Origin of the sequence: Aeromonas sp. SCS5, from assembly GCF_001887375.1 — a bacterium.
Taxonomy (GTDB): domain Bacteria; phylum Pseudomonadota; class Gammaproteobacteria; order Enterobacterales; family Aeromonadaceae; genus Aeromonas; species Aeromonas jandaei.
In genome coordinates this window covers 20677-36134 of the sequence record NZ_LFCS01000020.1, presented here as the reverse complement: position 1 = coordinate 36134, position 15458 = coordinate 20677, and the positions used below count along the sequence as shown (strand labels likewise).

The 15458-nt window shown below is 62.8% G+C and carries 15 protein-coding genes; 11 read left to right on the top strand and 4 right to left on the bottom strand.

The features are described 5' to 3' along the window. Positions 1-87 precede the first annotated feature (87 nt). The gene (locus tag BS300_RS19965) at positions 88-885 is read left to right on the top strand and encodes a transporter substrate-binding domain-containing protein (RefSeq protein ID WP_071914861.1); all 798 of its coding nucleotides are present in this window, start codon (positions 88-90) and stop codon (positions 883-885) included. Between the two features lie 44 nt (positions 886-929). Beyond that, the gene (locus BS300_RS19960) at positions 930-1805 is read left to right on the top strand and encodes a hypothetical protein (protein WP_071914890.1); all 876 of its coding nucleotides are present in this window, start codon (positions 930-932) and stop codon (positions 1803-1805) included. On the opposite strand, the gene BS300_RS19955 is transcribed toward BS300_RS19960, so the two are convergent. The 3 genes from BS300_RS19955 to BS300_RS19945 form a co-directional block, all read right to left on the bottom strand. Then, a complete protein-coding gene (locus tag BS300_RS19955) occupies positions 1799-2689 on the bottom strand; it encodes a LysR family transcriptional regulator (protein ID WP_043851567.1) in 891 nt (296 codons plus the stop codon). The two genes, BS300_RS19960 and BS300_RS19955, sit on opposite strands and share 7 nt — an antisense overlap. 187 nt (positions 2690-2876) lie before the next feature. Then, a complete protein-coding gene (locus BS300_RS19950) occupies positions 2877-3593 on the bottom strand; it encodes a GNAT family protein (protein WP_071914859.1) in 717 nt (238 codons plus the stop codon). Beyond that, entirely contained in the window at positions 3583-4020 is a 438-nt protein-coding gene (locus BS300_RS19945; RefSeq protein WP_071914857.1) for a rhodanese-like domain-containing protein, read from the bottom strand. The genes BS300_RS19950 and BS300_RS19945 overlap by 11 nt, the downstream gene beginning before the upstream one ends. A gap of 88 nt (positions 4021-4108) precedes the next feature. Here BS300_RS19945 and BS300_RS19940 point away from each other — a divergent pair, with 88 nt between their 5' ends. The 6 genes from BS300_RS19940 (at position 4109) to cfa (ending at position 10198) form a co-directional block, all read left to right on the top strand. After that, entirely contained in the window at positions 4109-5533 is a 1425-nt protein-coding gene (locus BS300_RS19940; protein WP_071914855.1) for a PLP-dependent aminotransferase family protein, read from the top strand. A 99-nt stretch (positions 5534-5632) separates the two neighbouring features. Continuing rightward, positions 5633-6034 (top strand): CidA/LrgA family protein, encoded by a 402-nt coding sequence (locus BS300_RS19935; RefSeq protein ID WP_041210812.1) that lies wholly within the window; start codon positions 5633-5635, stop codon positions 6032-6034. Next, positions 6027-6716, top strand: coding sequence for an LrgB family protein (locus BS300_RS19930; protein ID WP_041210813.1), 690 nt, complete (start codon positions 6027-6029; stop codon positions 6714-6716). Before BS300_RS19935 ends, BS300_RS19930 begins: the two co-directional genes overlap by 8 nt. Positions 6717-6790: 74 nt before the next feature. Then, a complete protein-coding gene (locus tag BS300_RS19925; RefSeq protein WP_071914853.1) occupies positions 6791-7687 on the top strand; it encodes a hypothetical protein in 897 nt (298 codons plus the stop codon). Positions 7688-7938: 251 nt separating this feature from the next. Then, the gene (locus BS300_RS19920) at positions 7939-8802 is read left to right on the top strand and encodes a patatin family protein (RefSeq protein WP_071914851.1); all 864 of its coding nucleotides are present in this window, start codon (positions 7939-7941) and stop codon (positions 8800-8802) included. Positions 8803-9049: 247 nt separating this feature from the next. Beyond that, positions 9050-10198 carry a cyclopropane fatty acyl phospholipid synthase gene (cfa, locus tag BS300_RS19915; protein ID WP_071914849.1) on the top strand — a complete coding sequence of 383 codons (1149 nt, stop codon included), beginning with the start codon at positions 9050-9052 and terminating at the stop codon, positions 10196-10198. 74 nt (positions 10199-10272) lie between these two features. Here the strand turns inward: cfa and mutS are convergent, their stop codons facing one another. Beyond that, a complete protein-coding gene (gene mutS, locus BS300_RS19910; protein WP_071914847.1) occupies positions 10273-12855 on the bottom strand; it encodes a DNA mismatch repair protein MutS in 2583 nt (860 codons plus the stop codon). A gap of 217 nt (positions 12856-13072) precedes the next feature. Between mutS and pncC the strand changes: the two genes are divergently transcribed. From pncC to BS300_RS19895, 3 genes are all read left to right on the top strand, one after another. Further along, positions 13073-13564, top strand: coding sequence for a nicotinamide-nucleotide amidase (gene pncC / locus BS300_RS19905; protein WP_071914845.1), 492 nt, complete (start codon positions 13073-13075; stop codon positions 13562-13564). A gap of 80 nt (positions 13565-13644) precedes the next feature. Next, complete coding sequence (gene recA / locus BS300_RS19900; protein WP_043851986.1) at positions 13645-14709, top strand: recombinase RecA; 1065 nt, start codon at positions 13645-13647, stop codon at positions 14707-14709. A gap of 44 nt (positions 14710-14753) precedes the next feature. Continuing rightward, complete coding sequence (locus tag BS300_RS19895) at positions 14754-15263, top strand: regulatory protein RecX (RefSeq protein ID WP_071914888.1); 510 nt, start codon at positions 14754-14756, stop codon at positions 15261-15263. The last annotated feature ends 195 nt before the right edge of the window (positions 15264-15458 follow it).

The window sequence follows — 15458 nt, the reverse complement described above, 5'->3', positions numbered from 1 at the left end:
CCCCGCACGGCCTGACGCTGCCGCCACGGCACGGTAGCGGGCTGGCTGGTATAGTGGAAGGAGACTGGCTGCCAAGGATATGGCCCCATGCGAGCATCTGTCAGATCCCTGCTGTGCGCAGTGCTGCTTCTCCCCGCCACGGGTAGTGCTACCCCTGCCTTTACCCTGCACTCCTGTTTTGAAAACAGCGACTCCTACCCCTGGCTGCTGCAGTCGGGGGAGGGGATCGTTCAGTATCACCTCAAGCTGGTGGCAGAGCGCCTTGGCATCGAAATCCTGATGACTCCACTCCCCTGGAAGCGCTGCCTCTCGCTGGTGAGCAGCGGCCAGATGGATGCTGCCTTCAAGATGAGCTATAGCGCGGAGCGGGCGAGCAAGATAGGCAGTTACCCGATGCGCGGTGACAAGCCGGATCCCGACAAGCGCTTGCTCATCGAAAGCTACAGCCTCTATCAGCTCAAGGGGGGCAAGAGCCAGTGGGATGGCACCACCCTCAGGGTCAAGGGGATAGTGGCGGCCCAGTCCGGTTTCTCCATCGTCGAGTTCCTGCAGGGGGCGGGAGTCGAGGTAGATGACTCCAGCCGGGATCCGCTCATCATATTGAAAAAGCTGGTGATGGATCGGGCCGCCGCCACCGCCTTGCAGACCGAAGTGGCCGACAGCCTGCTGGCGGCCCATCCCGACCTGCAAGGGCAGATCGAGCGGCTGGCGCCGGTGCTGGTGGAGAAACCCTACTATCTGGTCTTCTCCCACGCCTTCCGCCAGAGCCATCCGCATGAGAGCCAGCAGGTGTGGGATGCCATCGAGGCGGTGCGCAACTCGCCCGCCTATCGGCACTATGTGGCCACTTTCAGACAAACTCACCGGGTAGGGGATCAGGGATGAGAGCGATAAGCTATGGAACGGCAGAGCGGTTTGCAGGACGGTGGCTGGCGCAGCTGGTGGCCAGCCTGCTTGCGCTGCTCCCGCTGGCGGTCGAGGCGGTGACCCGCTTTACCTATATCAGTCCCGAGAGCGAGCGGGATCCGCGCACCACTTACGATCGGGAGCTGCTGCGCCTCGCCCTCGACAAGACGCGCGACCAGTTTGGCGACTATGTGATGGAGGCTGCGCCTCCCATGACCAAGGCCCGCGAGCGGGTCAGCATGCTGCTCGACAGCTTCCCCAATCTCTTTGCCATGGACAGTTACAGCAGCACCCGCGAGGGGCTGGGGCTGGCCTATGCCCGCTTCCCGGTGCATCTGGGGATCGTCAGCTACCGCATCTGTTTTGTCAGTCCGCAGCAGCAGGCGGCAGTCAGGCAGGTGACCGATCTTGCGGGCCTGCGCCGCTTCACCTTCGGTCAGGGCAAGGGGTGGCTCGATGTGGATATCCTGCGCCACGCCGGGCTGGAGGTGATGGAGGTGGATGGCTACGAGAAGCTGTTCAAGATGGTGGCGCGTGGCCGTTTCGATCTCTTCTGCCGCGGGGTGAGCGAACTGCGCAGCGAACAGCTCACCCACGACGAGGTGGAGGGTCTCAAGGTCGACGATGCCCTGATGATCTACTACCCGCTGCCCCGGGTTTTCTATACCAACGCCAACAACCGCGAGGCGCTCAAACGGGTCGAGCAGGGGCTGCAAATCGCCTGGCAGGATGGCTCGCTGCAGGCGCTGTGGCGCAAGAGCTTCGGCCCGGCCATCGCCTTTGCCCACCCCCGGCAGCGGCGGCTGATCAAGCTGGAGAACCCCTTTCTCAAGGGGATCAGCTTCGATTACCGCCCCTATTTCTACAATCCGCTCACCGATCGCTTCGGCGATCAGTGAGGCTCCCGCCACTTGCGGCAGAGCTCCAGCCAGGCCTCGGCGGTGTGCGACAGATAGCGCTCGCGCGGCCAGATCACCCCGAGTCGCCAGCTCAGCTCGAGCTCAAGTGGTCGCAACACCAGGCCGTCTGGTATGAGCCGATTGCAGACCGGCTCCGGCAGAAAGGCGATCCCCATGCCGCTGCGCACCATGGCGGTGAGAAAATCCCACTGACTGCTGCGTGCCGCCACCTGCGGCACAAAGCCAGCTTCCTGACACGCCTGCTCCAGCCGTTCGCTCAGGGTGAATGCCAGAGTCTGGGTATAGAGCAGGAAGGGCTCATCCTGTAGTGATTCCAGTCGCAGTGGTGCATCGCCGTGCCAGCGTGGCTGGTCCGGCAGTACGACCCGGATCGGGTATTGATCCAGATCTAGCGCGTTGAGGGCGCCTCCCTCCTTGGTCGGCAGCATGGTGATAGCGATATCCAGCTCCCCCTCCAGCACCGCCTGTTCGATCAGGCGGCCGCCATACTCCACCAGCGTCAGCTCCACCTTGGGGTAGCTGGTGCGGTAGGCGCGAATGAGATCAGCGTAGAGGTGACCCACCATGGGGGGAATGCCGAGGGTGAGGCGGCCATGCTGCAGGCTCTGCAGATCCGCCAGCTCCGCCTCCAGCTGCTGCATCTCGGCCAGAATGGTCTGGGCCCGCTGGAACAGCACCTGCCCGCTGTCGGTCAGGGTAAAGCGACGCCCCTCCCGGTTGAGCAGGGGCAGGCCCAGCTCCTCCTCGATATTGCGGATCATCTTGCTGATGGTGGGCTGGGTGACGAACAGCTTCTCCGAGGCACGGGTGAAGCTCTGCTCCCGAACCAGTTCGACAAAGTAGCGCAGGGCGCGAATATCCATGGGCTCTCCCGGGATAACAAGGGCTCTAATCATGCCAATATGGCATGAAATGACTCATTCTAATTCATTTCATGAAGGATCTGAGCCTCTCAACGGGGTGAGGCGTGCTGCGGGCAGGGGATAAACAGGCTGGCCGATCGGATGGCTGGAAAAATGTGGGGCGGCCAGGGTGGCCGCCCGTATGCACTCAGTTGCCGCGCAGGGCGGCGGTGAGGGCCGAGAGGGAGAGGCGCTGGCGCCCGCTCTGGTCGAAGTTGGCATCGTCCAGCCAGCGGCCAAGGGTCGCCTGCAGGGCTGGCCACTCGCTGTCGATCACCGAGAACCAGGCGGTATCGCGCGAGCGATCCTTGTCGACCCGGGCCTGCCGGAAGATCCCCTCGAAGGTGAAACCGAGTCGTAGCGCCGCCTGCCGGGAGGGGAGGTTGAGGGCGTTGCACTTCCACTCGTAACGGCGATAGCCGAGGGCGAAGGCGCGTCTCATCATCAGCGCCATGGCGGCGGTGGCGAGCCGGGTGCGGCGCATCGCCGGGGCGAAGTGGAGCCAGCCCACCTCGATGCTGCCAGCGAGAGGGTCGATGCGCAGAAAGCTGGCGAGCCCGAGGGTGCGCCCGCTGGCGGCATCGACGATGGCGTAGAACTGGGGATCCCGCCCCGCCGCCATACGCGCCAGCCATCCCTGCCACTCGGTGCGGCTCGGGAAGGGGCCGCTGGTGAGGTAGGTCCAAAGGCTCCCGTCATCCTCGCCGAAGGCTTGCCAGAGGCTCGCTTCGTGGCGTGCCGGATCGAGCGGCTCGCAGCGACAGCCCCACCCCTCAAGCAGTTGCGCGTCGGGGAAGCGGGCGCCGTCCCAGCCGGCGACCAGCGGCCCGAGCGGTTGGCCAAACTCGTTGATCTCAGCAGCCACAGCGCACCTCCTCGTTGGCCAGCTGGCCCGGCTCGTCGCCGAGCGCGACAGCAAAGCCATCCCGCTGCCACCAGTGGAGGCCGCCGATCAGCTCCTTGACCCGAAAACCGAGGCGCGCCAGCTTGTAAGCTCCCTGAGTCGAGCCGTTGCAGCCGATGCCGTCGCAGTAGCAGACGTAGATGGCATCGCGATCGAGCCCGGCCACCCGCTCGGGCACCATCTCCCGGTGCGGCAGGGAGATGGCCCCGGGAATGTGGCCGGCGGCGTAGTGCGCTGGCGAGCGGGTGTCGATGACGACGATGCCGGCCGTTGCCGCCATCAGGTCGGCGGCCAGATCGGCTGCATCAGTGCGGCAGGCGAGCTGGGCCTCGAAGAAGATGGCGGCCTGCTCGGGCGAGAGCAGGCCGGTGGAACGAACGTGACTCATGATTAACTCCTTGTCAGATGGCAGAGCTCCACTCTAGCGGCATAATGGTTCACACGGATGTACCAATTCTGCTGAATGGAGTAGACCAATGAGCGCCTTGCCAACCCTGTTTGCCGAGAACGATGCCAGCCTGCCGGTGCAGGAGCGGCTGGTGCGCACGGTGCGCGATGCCATCCTCGCCGGTCACCTGCCGCAGGGCAGCCGCCTGCCGCCGAGCCGGGTGCTGGCGCGGGATCTCTCCCTGTCGCGCGGCACGGTCGAACAGGCTTATGGCCGGCTGGAGGCGGAGGGCTACCTGACCCGCCGGGTCGGCGTGGGCAGCTTCGTGGCGCTGGCGGTGGTGCCCGCGCCGCGCAGCCGCCAGCGCGGTGGCGCCCCCCTGTCCAGGCGCGGTGCGGCGATCCTCGCCAGCGGTGCCTGTCAGGAGGAGACGGGCACCCCGCACAGTTTTGCCAGCGGTCAGGGCGATACGCTCGCCTTTCCCCGCGAGCTGTGGGGGCGACTGTTGCAGCAGCAGTGGCGTCGGCACGGGCCGCGCCTGATGCAGTATGGTGATCCGGCCGGTCTGCCCGCCCTGCGCCAGGCCATCGCCGCCTATCTGGTGCAGTCGCGCGGACTGGTCTGCCACCCGGAGCAGGTGCTGCTGCTCACCAGCTCCCAGCAGGGGATCCAGCTCGCCGCCCAGCTGCTGCTCGACCCCGGTGATACGGTCTGGCTGGAGGAGCCGGGTTACCTCGGCGCGCGCAATGCGATGCAGGCCGCCGGGGCGCACCTCCATCCGGTGCCGGTGGATGAGGAGGGGCTCAACCCGGCGGGCGATCATCCGGCGCCGCGCCTCATCTACACCACTCCTTCCCATCAATATCCCCTCGGCATGGCGATGAGCCTGCCCCGGCGCATGGCGCTGCTGGCCCGCGCCGAGCGGGAGCAGGCCTGGATCCTGGAGGATGACTACGACGGCGAGTTTCAGTACGACCAGCGGCCGCTTCCCTCGTTGCAGGGGCTGGATCGCAGCGGTCGGGTCATCTATGTGGGTACCTTCAGCAAGGTGCTGTTCGGTTCGCTGCGCCTCGCCTATCTGGTGCTGCCACCGGCGCTGCTGGAGCCCTTTGCCCGTGCGCGCGCCGCGTTCGACGGCCACAGCAACCAGCTGTTGCAGGCGGTGACCGCCGAGTTTCTGCAGGGGGGCTACTTTGCCAGCCATCTACGCCAGATGCGGCTGCTCTACCGCAGCCGGCGGGATCTGCTACTGGCCCAGCTGGCCGAACAGTGCCCGCAGTTGACCCCGATCCACACCGGTGCCGGATTGCAGTGCAGCGCGCTGTTGCCTCCCGGTGGCGAGGCGCGCTGGACAAACGTGGCCAACCGGCAGGGGTTGGGATTGCGGCCCTTGCGCCCCTTCTATCTGGGAGAGGCGGATCGGGAGGGGTGGCTGCTCGGCTATGCCGGCCTCGATAACGGCACCCTGCGCCAGCTCTGCCGCGACCTTGGCCGCGTGCTGCGGGAGGGGTGATGCATTCCTTTCAGGCATGAAATTGATAATTTAAATTCATTTCTGGAAGGTTTTGCCTCTCTCTATACTGTGAACCAGTTCACAGAAAGACCCTTAATCATGAAATCCCTTGCCCTGCGCTGGTTACAGACTCCCTTCCAGATTGTGTTGCTGGCAGCCATCTGGTTGCTGGCCGATACCGCGGTTCGAACCCTCCACCTGCCGCTGCCCGCCAACCTCACCGGCATGCTGTTGCTGCTGGCCTGCATCCTGCTCGGGGTAGTCAAGGCCGAGTGGTTCAGTGCCGGTGCGCGCTGGCTGCTGGCGGAGATGCTGCTCTTCTTCGTCCCCGCCGTGGTGGCGGTGGTCAACTATCAGGAGCTGCTGCTGCAAGAGGGGTGGCGCATCATGGTGGTGCTGCTGGTGAGCACCACCCTGGTACTCGGCACCACGGCGCTGGTGGTGGACCGGGTTTACCGCCTCGAACTGAAACTGGCCCGCCGGAGTCGCCGTCATGTCTGATACCCTGCTCGGGCTGATCTGTTTCGCCCTCACCCTGCTCTTCTACTACGCCAGCAAATGGCTCTACGGCAAAAAGCGGATCCTGCCACTGATGCCGCTGCTGCTGGCGCCGACCCTGCTGGTGGCCGTGGTGCTGCTGTTCCACATCCCCTATCAGGACTACATGGCGGAATCCCACTGGCTGCTCTGGCTGCTGGGCCCGGCGACCGTCGCCTTCGCGGTGCCGGTCTACGAGAACCGCCAGCTCATTCGTCGCCACTGGCTGTCGCTGTCGGTGGGGGTGGTCGCCTCGGTCATCATGGCGGTGGGGAGTACCGTGCTGCTGGCCCGCTGGCTCGATCTCTCCGACATGCTGCAGCGCAGTCTGGCGATGCGCTCCATCACCACGCCGTTTGCGGTGGAGGCGACCCGCGCCATCGGCGGTCAGAGCGATCTCACGGCGCTGTTTGTGGTGCTGACCGGCGTCATCGGCATGGCGGTGGGGGAGAGCGTGCTCACCGTGCTGGCCATTCGCAGTCGTCTCGGCAAAGGCGCCGGCTTTGGCGCCTCGGCCCATGGCGCCGGCACCGCCAAGGCCTATCAGATGGGTAACGAAGAGGGGGTGGTCTCCAGCATGGTGATGATGATTGCCGGTATGGTGACCGTGCTGCTGGCGCCCCTGCTGGGCCGGATGTTCTGGTAGGCTGAGCTTCCCTTTACAAGGCTGCCCATCCCGGCGCTACACTCTAGTGAGCGTGTATTCCCGGGATGAGCAGTATGACCTTTCATCGCCTCGCGTCCTTCTTGCTGCTGTGCAGCCTCTCACTTCTTGTCGCCCCCCTGCGGGCGAGCGACGTCTTTACCCATATCAGCCCGGAGAGCGACCGGGATCAGCGCACCATCTATTTTCGCGAGCTGCTGCAGCTGGCGCTGGAGAAGACCCGCGACAGCTTCGGTGACTACGAGCTGCGGGCGGCACCACCGATGAACCGGATCCGGCTGCGGCAGGTGCTGCAGACCAACCTCTACCCCAACTTCTTTGCCGTCGATACGCCGCAGCCCGATAGCTGCGAGGCCCTCGACTATGTCCGCTTCCCGGTGGAACTCGGCATCCTCGGCTACCGCATCTGCTTCGTCAGCCCGCAGCAGGCGAAGGCGATTGCCGGGGTGACCCGCTTCGAGCAGCTCAAGCAGTACCAGAACGTGCAGGGGCGCGGCTGGCAGGATGCCGCCATTCTGCGGGCGGCGGGTCTGCAGGTGCAGGAGGTGGACAGCTACGAGCGGCTGTTCAAGCTGGTGGCACGCGGGCGGGCTGACTTATTCTGCCGCGGCGCCAACGAGCTCTTCATCGAACTGGATCAGCACCGGGATCTGCCCGGCCTCACCGTGGAGCAGCATATCGCCCTGCACTACCCATTCCTCCATCTCTTTTACACCTTCAAGGAGAATCAGGCGGGGATCCGGCGCATTCAGGCCGGGCTCAAGCTGGCGTGGCAGGATGGCTCGCTGCAGCGGCTCTGGCTGCACCACTTCAAACCCTCCCTCGATCAGGCCAGGCTCCATGAGCGGCAGTTGTTCGAGCTGCCCAATCCGCTGCTCAAAGGGATCGACTTTGATTACGACGCCTACCACTACGATCCGGTGACCGGGCGTTTTGGCCCCGGCTTGCCCTGAGTGAAGCGAAAACACGGCCAGCCCTGCGGCTGGCCTTTTTGCGGTGCAAATCATTCCAAAGTGGCATGATGTTTATTATTTAAATTCATTTTTAGAATGATTTTCTGCTGCATATACTGGCTTTGCTTCACGGTATCGGCGCAGCGACACTGTCCGAACCGTCCAGTTCAGGCGTCTTGGTGTCCGGCATGAAGGCGTCCATCACCGATCGGGGCATGCCCCGGATTTGTTACCGCTGACGGAGCCTTCACATGTTCTCTTCTGCTACCAACGCGCTCATTGTCGAAGGGGGCGCCATGCGCGGCATCTTCGCCAGTGGCGTGCTCGATGCCTTCGTGGAAAGCCACCACTACCCGTTCGATTTCGTCATGGGCGTCTCGGCCGGGGCGACCAATCTGGTCTCTTACCTGAGCGAGCAGCCACGCCGCAGCCATCACATCATCACCGAGCTGGCCTGCAGCAGCGACTTTCTCGACCCGCTGCGCTTCGTCAAGGGGGGCGATCTGGTGGATATCAGCTGGCTCTGGCGGACCAGTCGTTACCGTTTTCCCCTCGATCTCGACACCTTCTCCGCCTGCCGCATTCCCTTCTATGCGGTGACCACCGATGTGGCGACCGGTGAAGCCGTCTACCTGCCGGTGCGCCCCGACAACATGGACGAGGTGCTGACCGCCACCTGCGCCCTGCCGGTGGTGCAGCACGAGACTCCCTCTGTCGATGGCCGTCCCATGGCGGATGGCGGCATCAGCGACTCCATCCCGGTGATCGAGGCCTATCGACGCGGGGCACGGCGGATGACGGTGGTGCTCTCCGAGCCGCGCGGTTATCGCAAGAAGCCGGCCCGCTTCTGCTGGGTGGTGAAGGCGCTGCTCAAGACCCAGCCTGCACTGGCACAGGCGATGCTGGCACGGGATGTGGCCTACAACCGCGCCCTCGACTTTATCGAAACGCCACCTGCGGATTGCGAAATCGAGGTGATCGCGCCACCGGCCGGTTTTCCGGTCTCCCGCTTTACCCGTGATCAGCTCAAGCTGGAGTCCGGCTATCTGCAGGGCTACTGGCAAGGGCGCCAGAGTCTGCTGCGGGCGGCTGGCGAGGTGATGGCAGTCGCCTGAGGGCCAAACATTGATTGGATGAGTCTGGCAGTATCAAAGGTCGGTTCATTCCTCTATTTGCGTTGTAGCTGTTGATCCGCCATCGGCATGACTTGCTAGCCGGCAGCAACCAGGTGACATATAGATTCATCCCATTATTTGATGGTTGATGACGGGGCATCCTTTTCCCTTATTTTCACCTATGTTGTTTTTGGTCGCTATTTATATGCCGAGGAGGATTATCTGAAAATCGAAAAGGAATATTGTTATGGCAACCCAAGAGTTGGAATTGTGCGTAGCTGAAAGCCACTATTACAATATTGTCGCAGAGCTGCTTGAATATGCCGGTGTGACGATTAATGGCCCCCAGCCATATGATATCAAAATAAATAATCACCTCTTTTTCTCCCGGGTTATCAAAGAGGGGTCGTTGGGACTGGGTGAGAGCTACATGGATGGCTGGTGGGATTGCCCGCGGCTTGACATGCTGTTCTATCGCCTGCTGGTGGCCGGAGTTGAAGAGCGTGTTCCGCGTCACCTCTCCGACATTGCCTATGTACTCACCAGCCGACTGGTGAACAGGCAGAGTCGCAGACGTGCCTGGCAGGTCGGGCGGGAGCATTATGATCTTGGCAACGATCTGTTTGAGCTGATGCTGGACCCCTATATGCAGTACTCCTGTGGTTACTGGGCCAGAGCCGATAATCTGGAGCAGGCGCAGAGCGATAAACTGCACCTGATTTGCGAAAAACTGCGGCTGCAAAAGGGGATGCGGCTGCTGGATATCGGATGTGGCTGGGGTGGACTGGCTCGTTTTGCTGCCGAGCATTATGGGGTGTCGGTGGTCGGTGTGACCATCTCGGCGGAGCAGCAGGCGCTGGCACAGGAGAACTGTTCCGGGTTGCCGGTCGAGATCCGTCTGCAGGATTATCGCGACCTCAACGAGCAATTTGACCGGATTGTATCGGTCGGGATGTTTGAACACGTCGGGCCGAAAAACTATGCGACCTATTTTGAGGTGGTCGCCAATAATCTGGTAGAAGATGGCCTTTTCCTGTTGCATTCCATCGGCTCAAATAAAACTGATTTGAATGTGGACAAGTGGATTGATAAATATATTTTCCCGAATGGTTGTCTCCCCTCGATATTGCAAATAGCCCAGAGCAGTGAAAAACAATTTGTCATGGAAGATTGGCACAATTTCGGTGCCGATTATGATCGCACCCTGATGGCATGGCTGACTCGTTTCAATGCGGCCTGGCCGAAATTGAAGTCGTATTACAACGAGCGATTCTACCGGATGTTCACCTATTACCTGAATGCTTGTGCCGGGGCATTCCGGGCGCGGGATATTCAGCTCTGGCAGGTGCTGTTCAGCCCCAAAGGGGTGACCGGCGGGATCCGTGTGCCCCGTTAGGGCGTGGGGCGCTGGTGCGAATGAAAAGGGAACCTCGCGGTTCCCCTTTTATCTTTCTGATCGGCAGGCGCTAGTTACAGCATCTGCTTGAGGCGATAGAGCAGATCCAGCGCCTGCCGCGGGGTGAGCTCGTCGGGACGCACCGCTTCCAGCTCATCGACTACCGGATGGCTCTGGGGCGCCATGGCCACCGGGGCCGGGCGGGTTTCACCGGCGGCTACCGGGGTGGCGCTCTCCAGCTCATGCAGTTTGTGACGGGCCTGCTGGATCACCGATTTCGGCACCCCCGCCAGTGCGGCAACTTGCAGACCGTAGGAGCGGCTGGCCGCCCCCTCCTGCACCGCGTGCATAAAGGCGATGGTGTCGCCGTGCTCCACCGCATCCAGGTGGACGTTGGCCAGCCCGCTCATCAGCTCCGGCAAGCGGGTCAGCTCGAAGTAGTGGGTGGCAAACAGGGTGTAGGCGCCGATCTTGCTCGCCAGCTGCTCGGCACAGGCCCACGCCAGCGAGAGGCCGTCGTAGGTGCTGGTGCCGCGGCCAATTTCGTCCATCAGCACCAGACTGCGGGCGGTGGCGTTGTTGAGGATGTTGGCGGTCTCGGTCATCTCCACCATAAAGGTGGATCTTCCCGAAGCGAGATCGTCCGACGCCCCGATGCGGGTAAAGATGCGGTCGATGGGGCCGATGCGGGCGCTATCGGCGGGGACGAAGGCGCCGATATGGGCCAGCAGCACGATCAGCGCGGTCTGGCGCATGTAGGTCGATTTACCGCCCATGTTGGGGCCGGTGATGATCAGCATCCGCCGCTCCCGCTCCAGCCGGATCGGGTTGGCGATAAAGGGGTCGGTCATCACCTGCTCCACCACCGGATGGCGGCCCGCCTCGATGATGATCTGATCCTCGTCGATGAGGGTGGGGCAGCGATAGTCGAGGGTTTCGGCCCGCTCGGCCAGGTTGGCCAGCACGTCCAGCTCCGCCAGCGCGGCAGCAGACTCCTGCAGATCGCCCAGATGTGGCAGCAGAGCATCGAGCAGCTCCTCGTAGAGGCGTTTCTCCAGCGCCAGCGCCTGCGCCTGGGCGGTGAGCACCCGATCCTCGTACTTTTTCAGCTCGTCGATGATGTAGCGTTCGTTGTTCTTGAGGGTCTGGCGGCGGATGTAGTGGGCCGGCACCAGATGGCTGTTGGCCCGGCTCACCTCGATATAGAAGCCGTGCACCTTGTTGTAACCCACCTTGAGGGTGTTGATGCCGGTCAGCAGCTTTTCCCGCTCCTCGATGCGGGCGAGGCTGGCGGTGGCGCCGTTGGCCAGATCCCTCAGCTCGTCCAGCTCGGCGTTGAACCCTTCACGGATCACGCCGCCATCGCGGATCAGCACCGGCGGCACCTCCATAACGGCGCGCTCCAGCAGGTCCAGCAGCTCGGGGAAGGTGCTGGCCCGCTCGCGCAGCTGCTGCACCGCCTCGTGCTCGCTTTCGGCCAACAGGCGCTGCAGTTCGGGCAGCTGGGCAAAGGCCTGCCGCAGCCGGGTGAGATCGCGCGGACGGGCCGAGCGCAGGGCCAGACGCGCCAGCACCCGCTCCACATCGCCGACCTGACGCAGCAATCCGCCCAACTCGTCATAGAGGTTCTGCTCGATCAGCTCCTTGATGGTGCTCTGGCGGCCTTTCAGGATCACCCGATCGCGGATCGGCTGGTGGATCCAGCGCTTGAGCAGCCGGCTGCCCATCGGCGTAGCGGTGCAATCGAGCACGGCGGAGAGGGTGTTGTCGTGACCACCTGCGAGATTCTGGGTCAGCTCCAGATTGCGGCGGGTGGCGGCATCCATGATGACCGCGTGATCCGGCTGCTCGAGGCGCACGCTGCGAATGTGGGGCAGGGCGGTGCGCTGGGTGTCCTTGACGTACTGCATCAGGCAACCGGCAGCGCACAGGGCGGTCTCGCTCTGCTCGACGCCAAAGCCCACCAGATCCTGGGTACCGAATTGTTGGCAGAGCAGATTGCGGGCGGTGCCAAGTTCGAACTCCCACTCCGGGCGCCGGCGCAGACCGCGGCGACCCTCGACGTGGTGCAGGAAGGCGAAGGATTCGGGGTAGAGCAGCTCCGCCGGATTGGTGCGCTGCAGCTCTGCCAGCAGGGTCTCTTCCTTCTCGAACTGGTTGATGAAGAAGCGGCCGGAGCCGATGTCCATGGTGCCGTAGCCGAAGCGGCGGCCATCGTGATAGACGGCGGCGATCAGGTTGTCCTGCCGCTCGCTGAGCAGCGCCTCGTCGGAGACGGTGCCCGGGGTGATGATGCGAATGACCTTGCGCTCCACCGGCCCCTTGCTGGTGGCGGGATCCCCCACCTGTTCGCAGATGGCTGCCGACTCGCCGAGCTGCACCAGCTTGGCCAGATAACCCTCGATGGCGTGATAGGGAACACCCGCCATCGGGATGGGGCTGCCGGCCGACTGGCCGCGCTTGGTCAGGGAGATGTCAAGCAGCTGGGAGGCCTTGCGGGCATCGTCATAGAACAACTCGTAGAAGTCGCCCATCCGGTAGAACAGCAGGATCTCCGGGTTCTCGGCCTTGAGGGTCAGATACTGCTGCATCATGGGCGTGTGGGCGCTGAGATTGGCGCTTGGCGCGGCGCCAGTAGCTTGGTGTTGTGCGGTCATGTTCTATTCCAGAAGGGGCCTCTGCGGGCCCGGGTCTGCGGTGATGAGCCTTGAGCTTGATGGCGCCATTCTACACATAAGCGCCGCGCCGGGGGAGGTTGGCTCACACCACCATTTGGCTGATGCGAGTCATCAGCCTTGTGACAATCAGCTCAGTTGCGAGGGGCTGCGGCGGGATCGCATAATGTGCCCTTTCCACTAATCAGAAGGAGCTGTGATGAAACTGGACGCAGAGATAGAGCACCTCGCCATCGAACTGGGGCGTGCCCTTGGTCAACGGGGCTGGCTGGCGGCGACCGCCGAATCCTGTACCGGCGGTGGGGTGGCATCGGCCATCACCGACATCGCAGGTAGCTCCGGCTGGTTCGACCGCGGTTTTGTCACCTACACCAACGAGGCCAAACAGCAGATGCTGGGGGTGAGCCGCGAGAGCCTTGAGCGGCACGGCGCGGTGAGCGAAGCGGTGGTGCTGGAGATGGCCCGCGGCGCGCTGGCGCACTCGTCTGCCTCCATCAGCGTTGCTATCAGTGGTATCGCCGGCCCCGGCGGCGCCACCGAGGGCAAGCCGGTCGGCACCGTCTGGTTCGCCTGGGCCGACAGCAATGGCCGCCACCACTCCCTGCTGGCCCGCTTCGACGGGGATCGCCGGCAGGTGCGCCAGCAGGCGGTGAGACAGGCCTTGTCGGGTCTGTTGGCCCTGCTCAGATAAATTGGGCTTGATACTGTATGAATAGACAGTATACTTAGCCCAACTTCATTTTTTACTCACGATTTCCAGCGGAGATTGGCATGGATCAGAACAAACAGAAGGCACTGGCGGCTGCGCTGGGTCAGATTGAAAAGCAGTTCGGCAAAGGCTCCATCATGCGTCTGGGCGACAGCAAGACCATGGATATCGAAGCCATCTCCACCGGCTCCCTCTCTCTGGACGTAGCGCTGGGGATCGGTGGTCTGCCGTGCGGTCGTATCGTCGAGATCTACGGCCCGGAATCTTCCGGTAAAACCACACTGACCCTGCAGGTGATCGCCGAGGCCCAGAAGAAGGGCAAGACCTGTGCCTTCGTCGATGCGGAGCACGCGCTGGATCCTATCTATGCCGCCAAGCTGGGCGTCAACGTCGATGACCTGCTCATCTCCCAGCCGGATACCGGTGAACAGGCGCTGGAGATCTGCGACATGCTGGTGCGCTCCAACGCCGTTGACGTCATCATCGTCGACTCCGTGGCAGCCCTGACTCCGAAAGCGGAAATCGAAGGCGAGATGGGTGACTCCCACGTTGGCCTGCAGGCCCGTCTGATGTCCCAGGCGCTGCGCAAGCTGACCGCCAACATCAAAAACGCCAACTGCCTGTGCATCTTCATCAACCAGATCCGGATGAAGATCGGCGTCATGTTCGGCAGCCCGGAGACCACTACCGGCGGTAACGCGCTCAAGTTCTACGCCTCAGTGCGTCTGGATATCCGTCGTACCGGCGCCATCAAGGAAGGTGACGAAGTGGTCGGTAACGAGACCCGCGTCAAGGTAGTGAAGAACAAGGTGGCTCCTCCCTTCAAGCAGGCCGAATTCCAGATCTTCTACGGTGCCGGTATCTCCAAAGAGGGCGAGCTGGTTGACCTTGGCGTCAAGCACAAGCTGATCGACAAGGCGGGTGCCTGGTACAGCTACAACGGCGAGAAGATTGGTCAGGGCAAGGCCAACGTGATGAAGCTGTTTGCCGAGAACAAGGCGCTGGCTGGCGAAGTGGAAGCCAAGCTGCGCGAGCTGCTGCTCTCCGGTGCCGTACCTGTCGACGACAAGGCTGCATCGGTTGAGGCAGAAGAGTTCGATGCCGAAAGCGAACAAGAGTTCGAATAAGGAACAAAGGAAGGCCGGGTAGATACCCGGCCTTGTTATTTATGATGGTTGATGAATCCGTGACCGAACCGGTCGAGCCCGCCGAGCCGACCTTTGCCGAGCAGCTGGCCGCTGCCCGCGGCTATGCCATGCGCAGTCTGGCCCGCCGCGAGAGTGCCGAATCGGAGCTGGCCAGACGCCTGCGCCAGCAGGGCTATCAGGAAGAGGTGATCGAGGCGGTGGTCGACTACTGCCGCGGTTATAACTGGGTCAATGACGAACGTTATGGTGCCATGGCGGTGCGGGCCGGTGTCGCCAAGGGACATGGCCCGCTCAAAATCCGTTTCGACCTGCGCCGCAAGGGGCTGGACGATGGCCAGATCGATGCCGCCTTCGAGCAACCCGAGCTGGACTGGTTCGAGCTTGCCTTCGAACTGCTGGAGCGACGGGCAAAAATTGCCGATCTGGCCGATTTCAAGCTGCGGATGAAGTGGCTCAAATATCTGCTGGGGCGCGGCTTTACCCAGGATCAGGCCCGTTATGCCATCTCGGCCCTGCAGGAGCGGGAGGAGTAACGCCACTGCGTGGCAACAGTCGTTTTACCTCTCCTTGTTGCATATTTTTCCTGCCGGCTCAGTAGCTTGCGCGCGCAATCCCGAAAAAGCCGCCTTTTGTTCATCTCATCCCTCTTTATGCGCTGCTTTTTTGCCTCTCGACAGTGAAAAAAGCCACTGTGAGCAGTGGCGCTCTTTTCTGGCCCGTTTATGTGC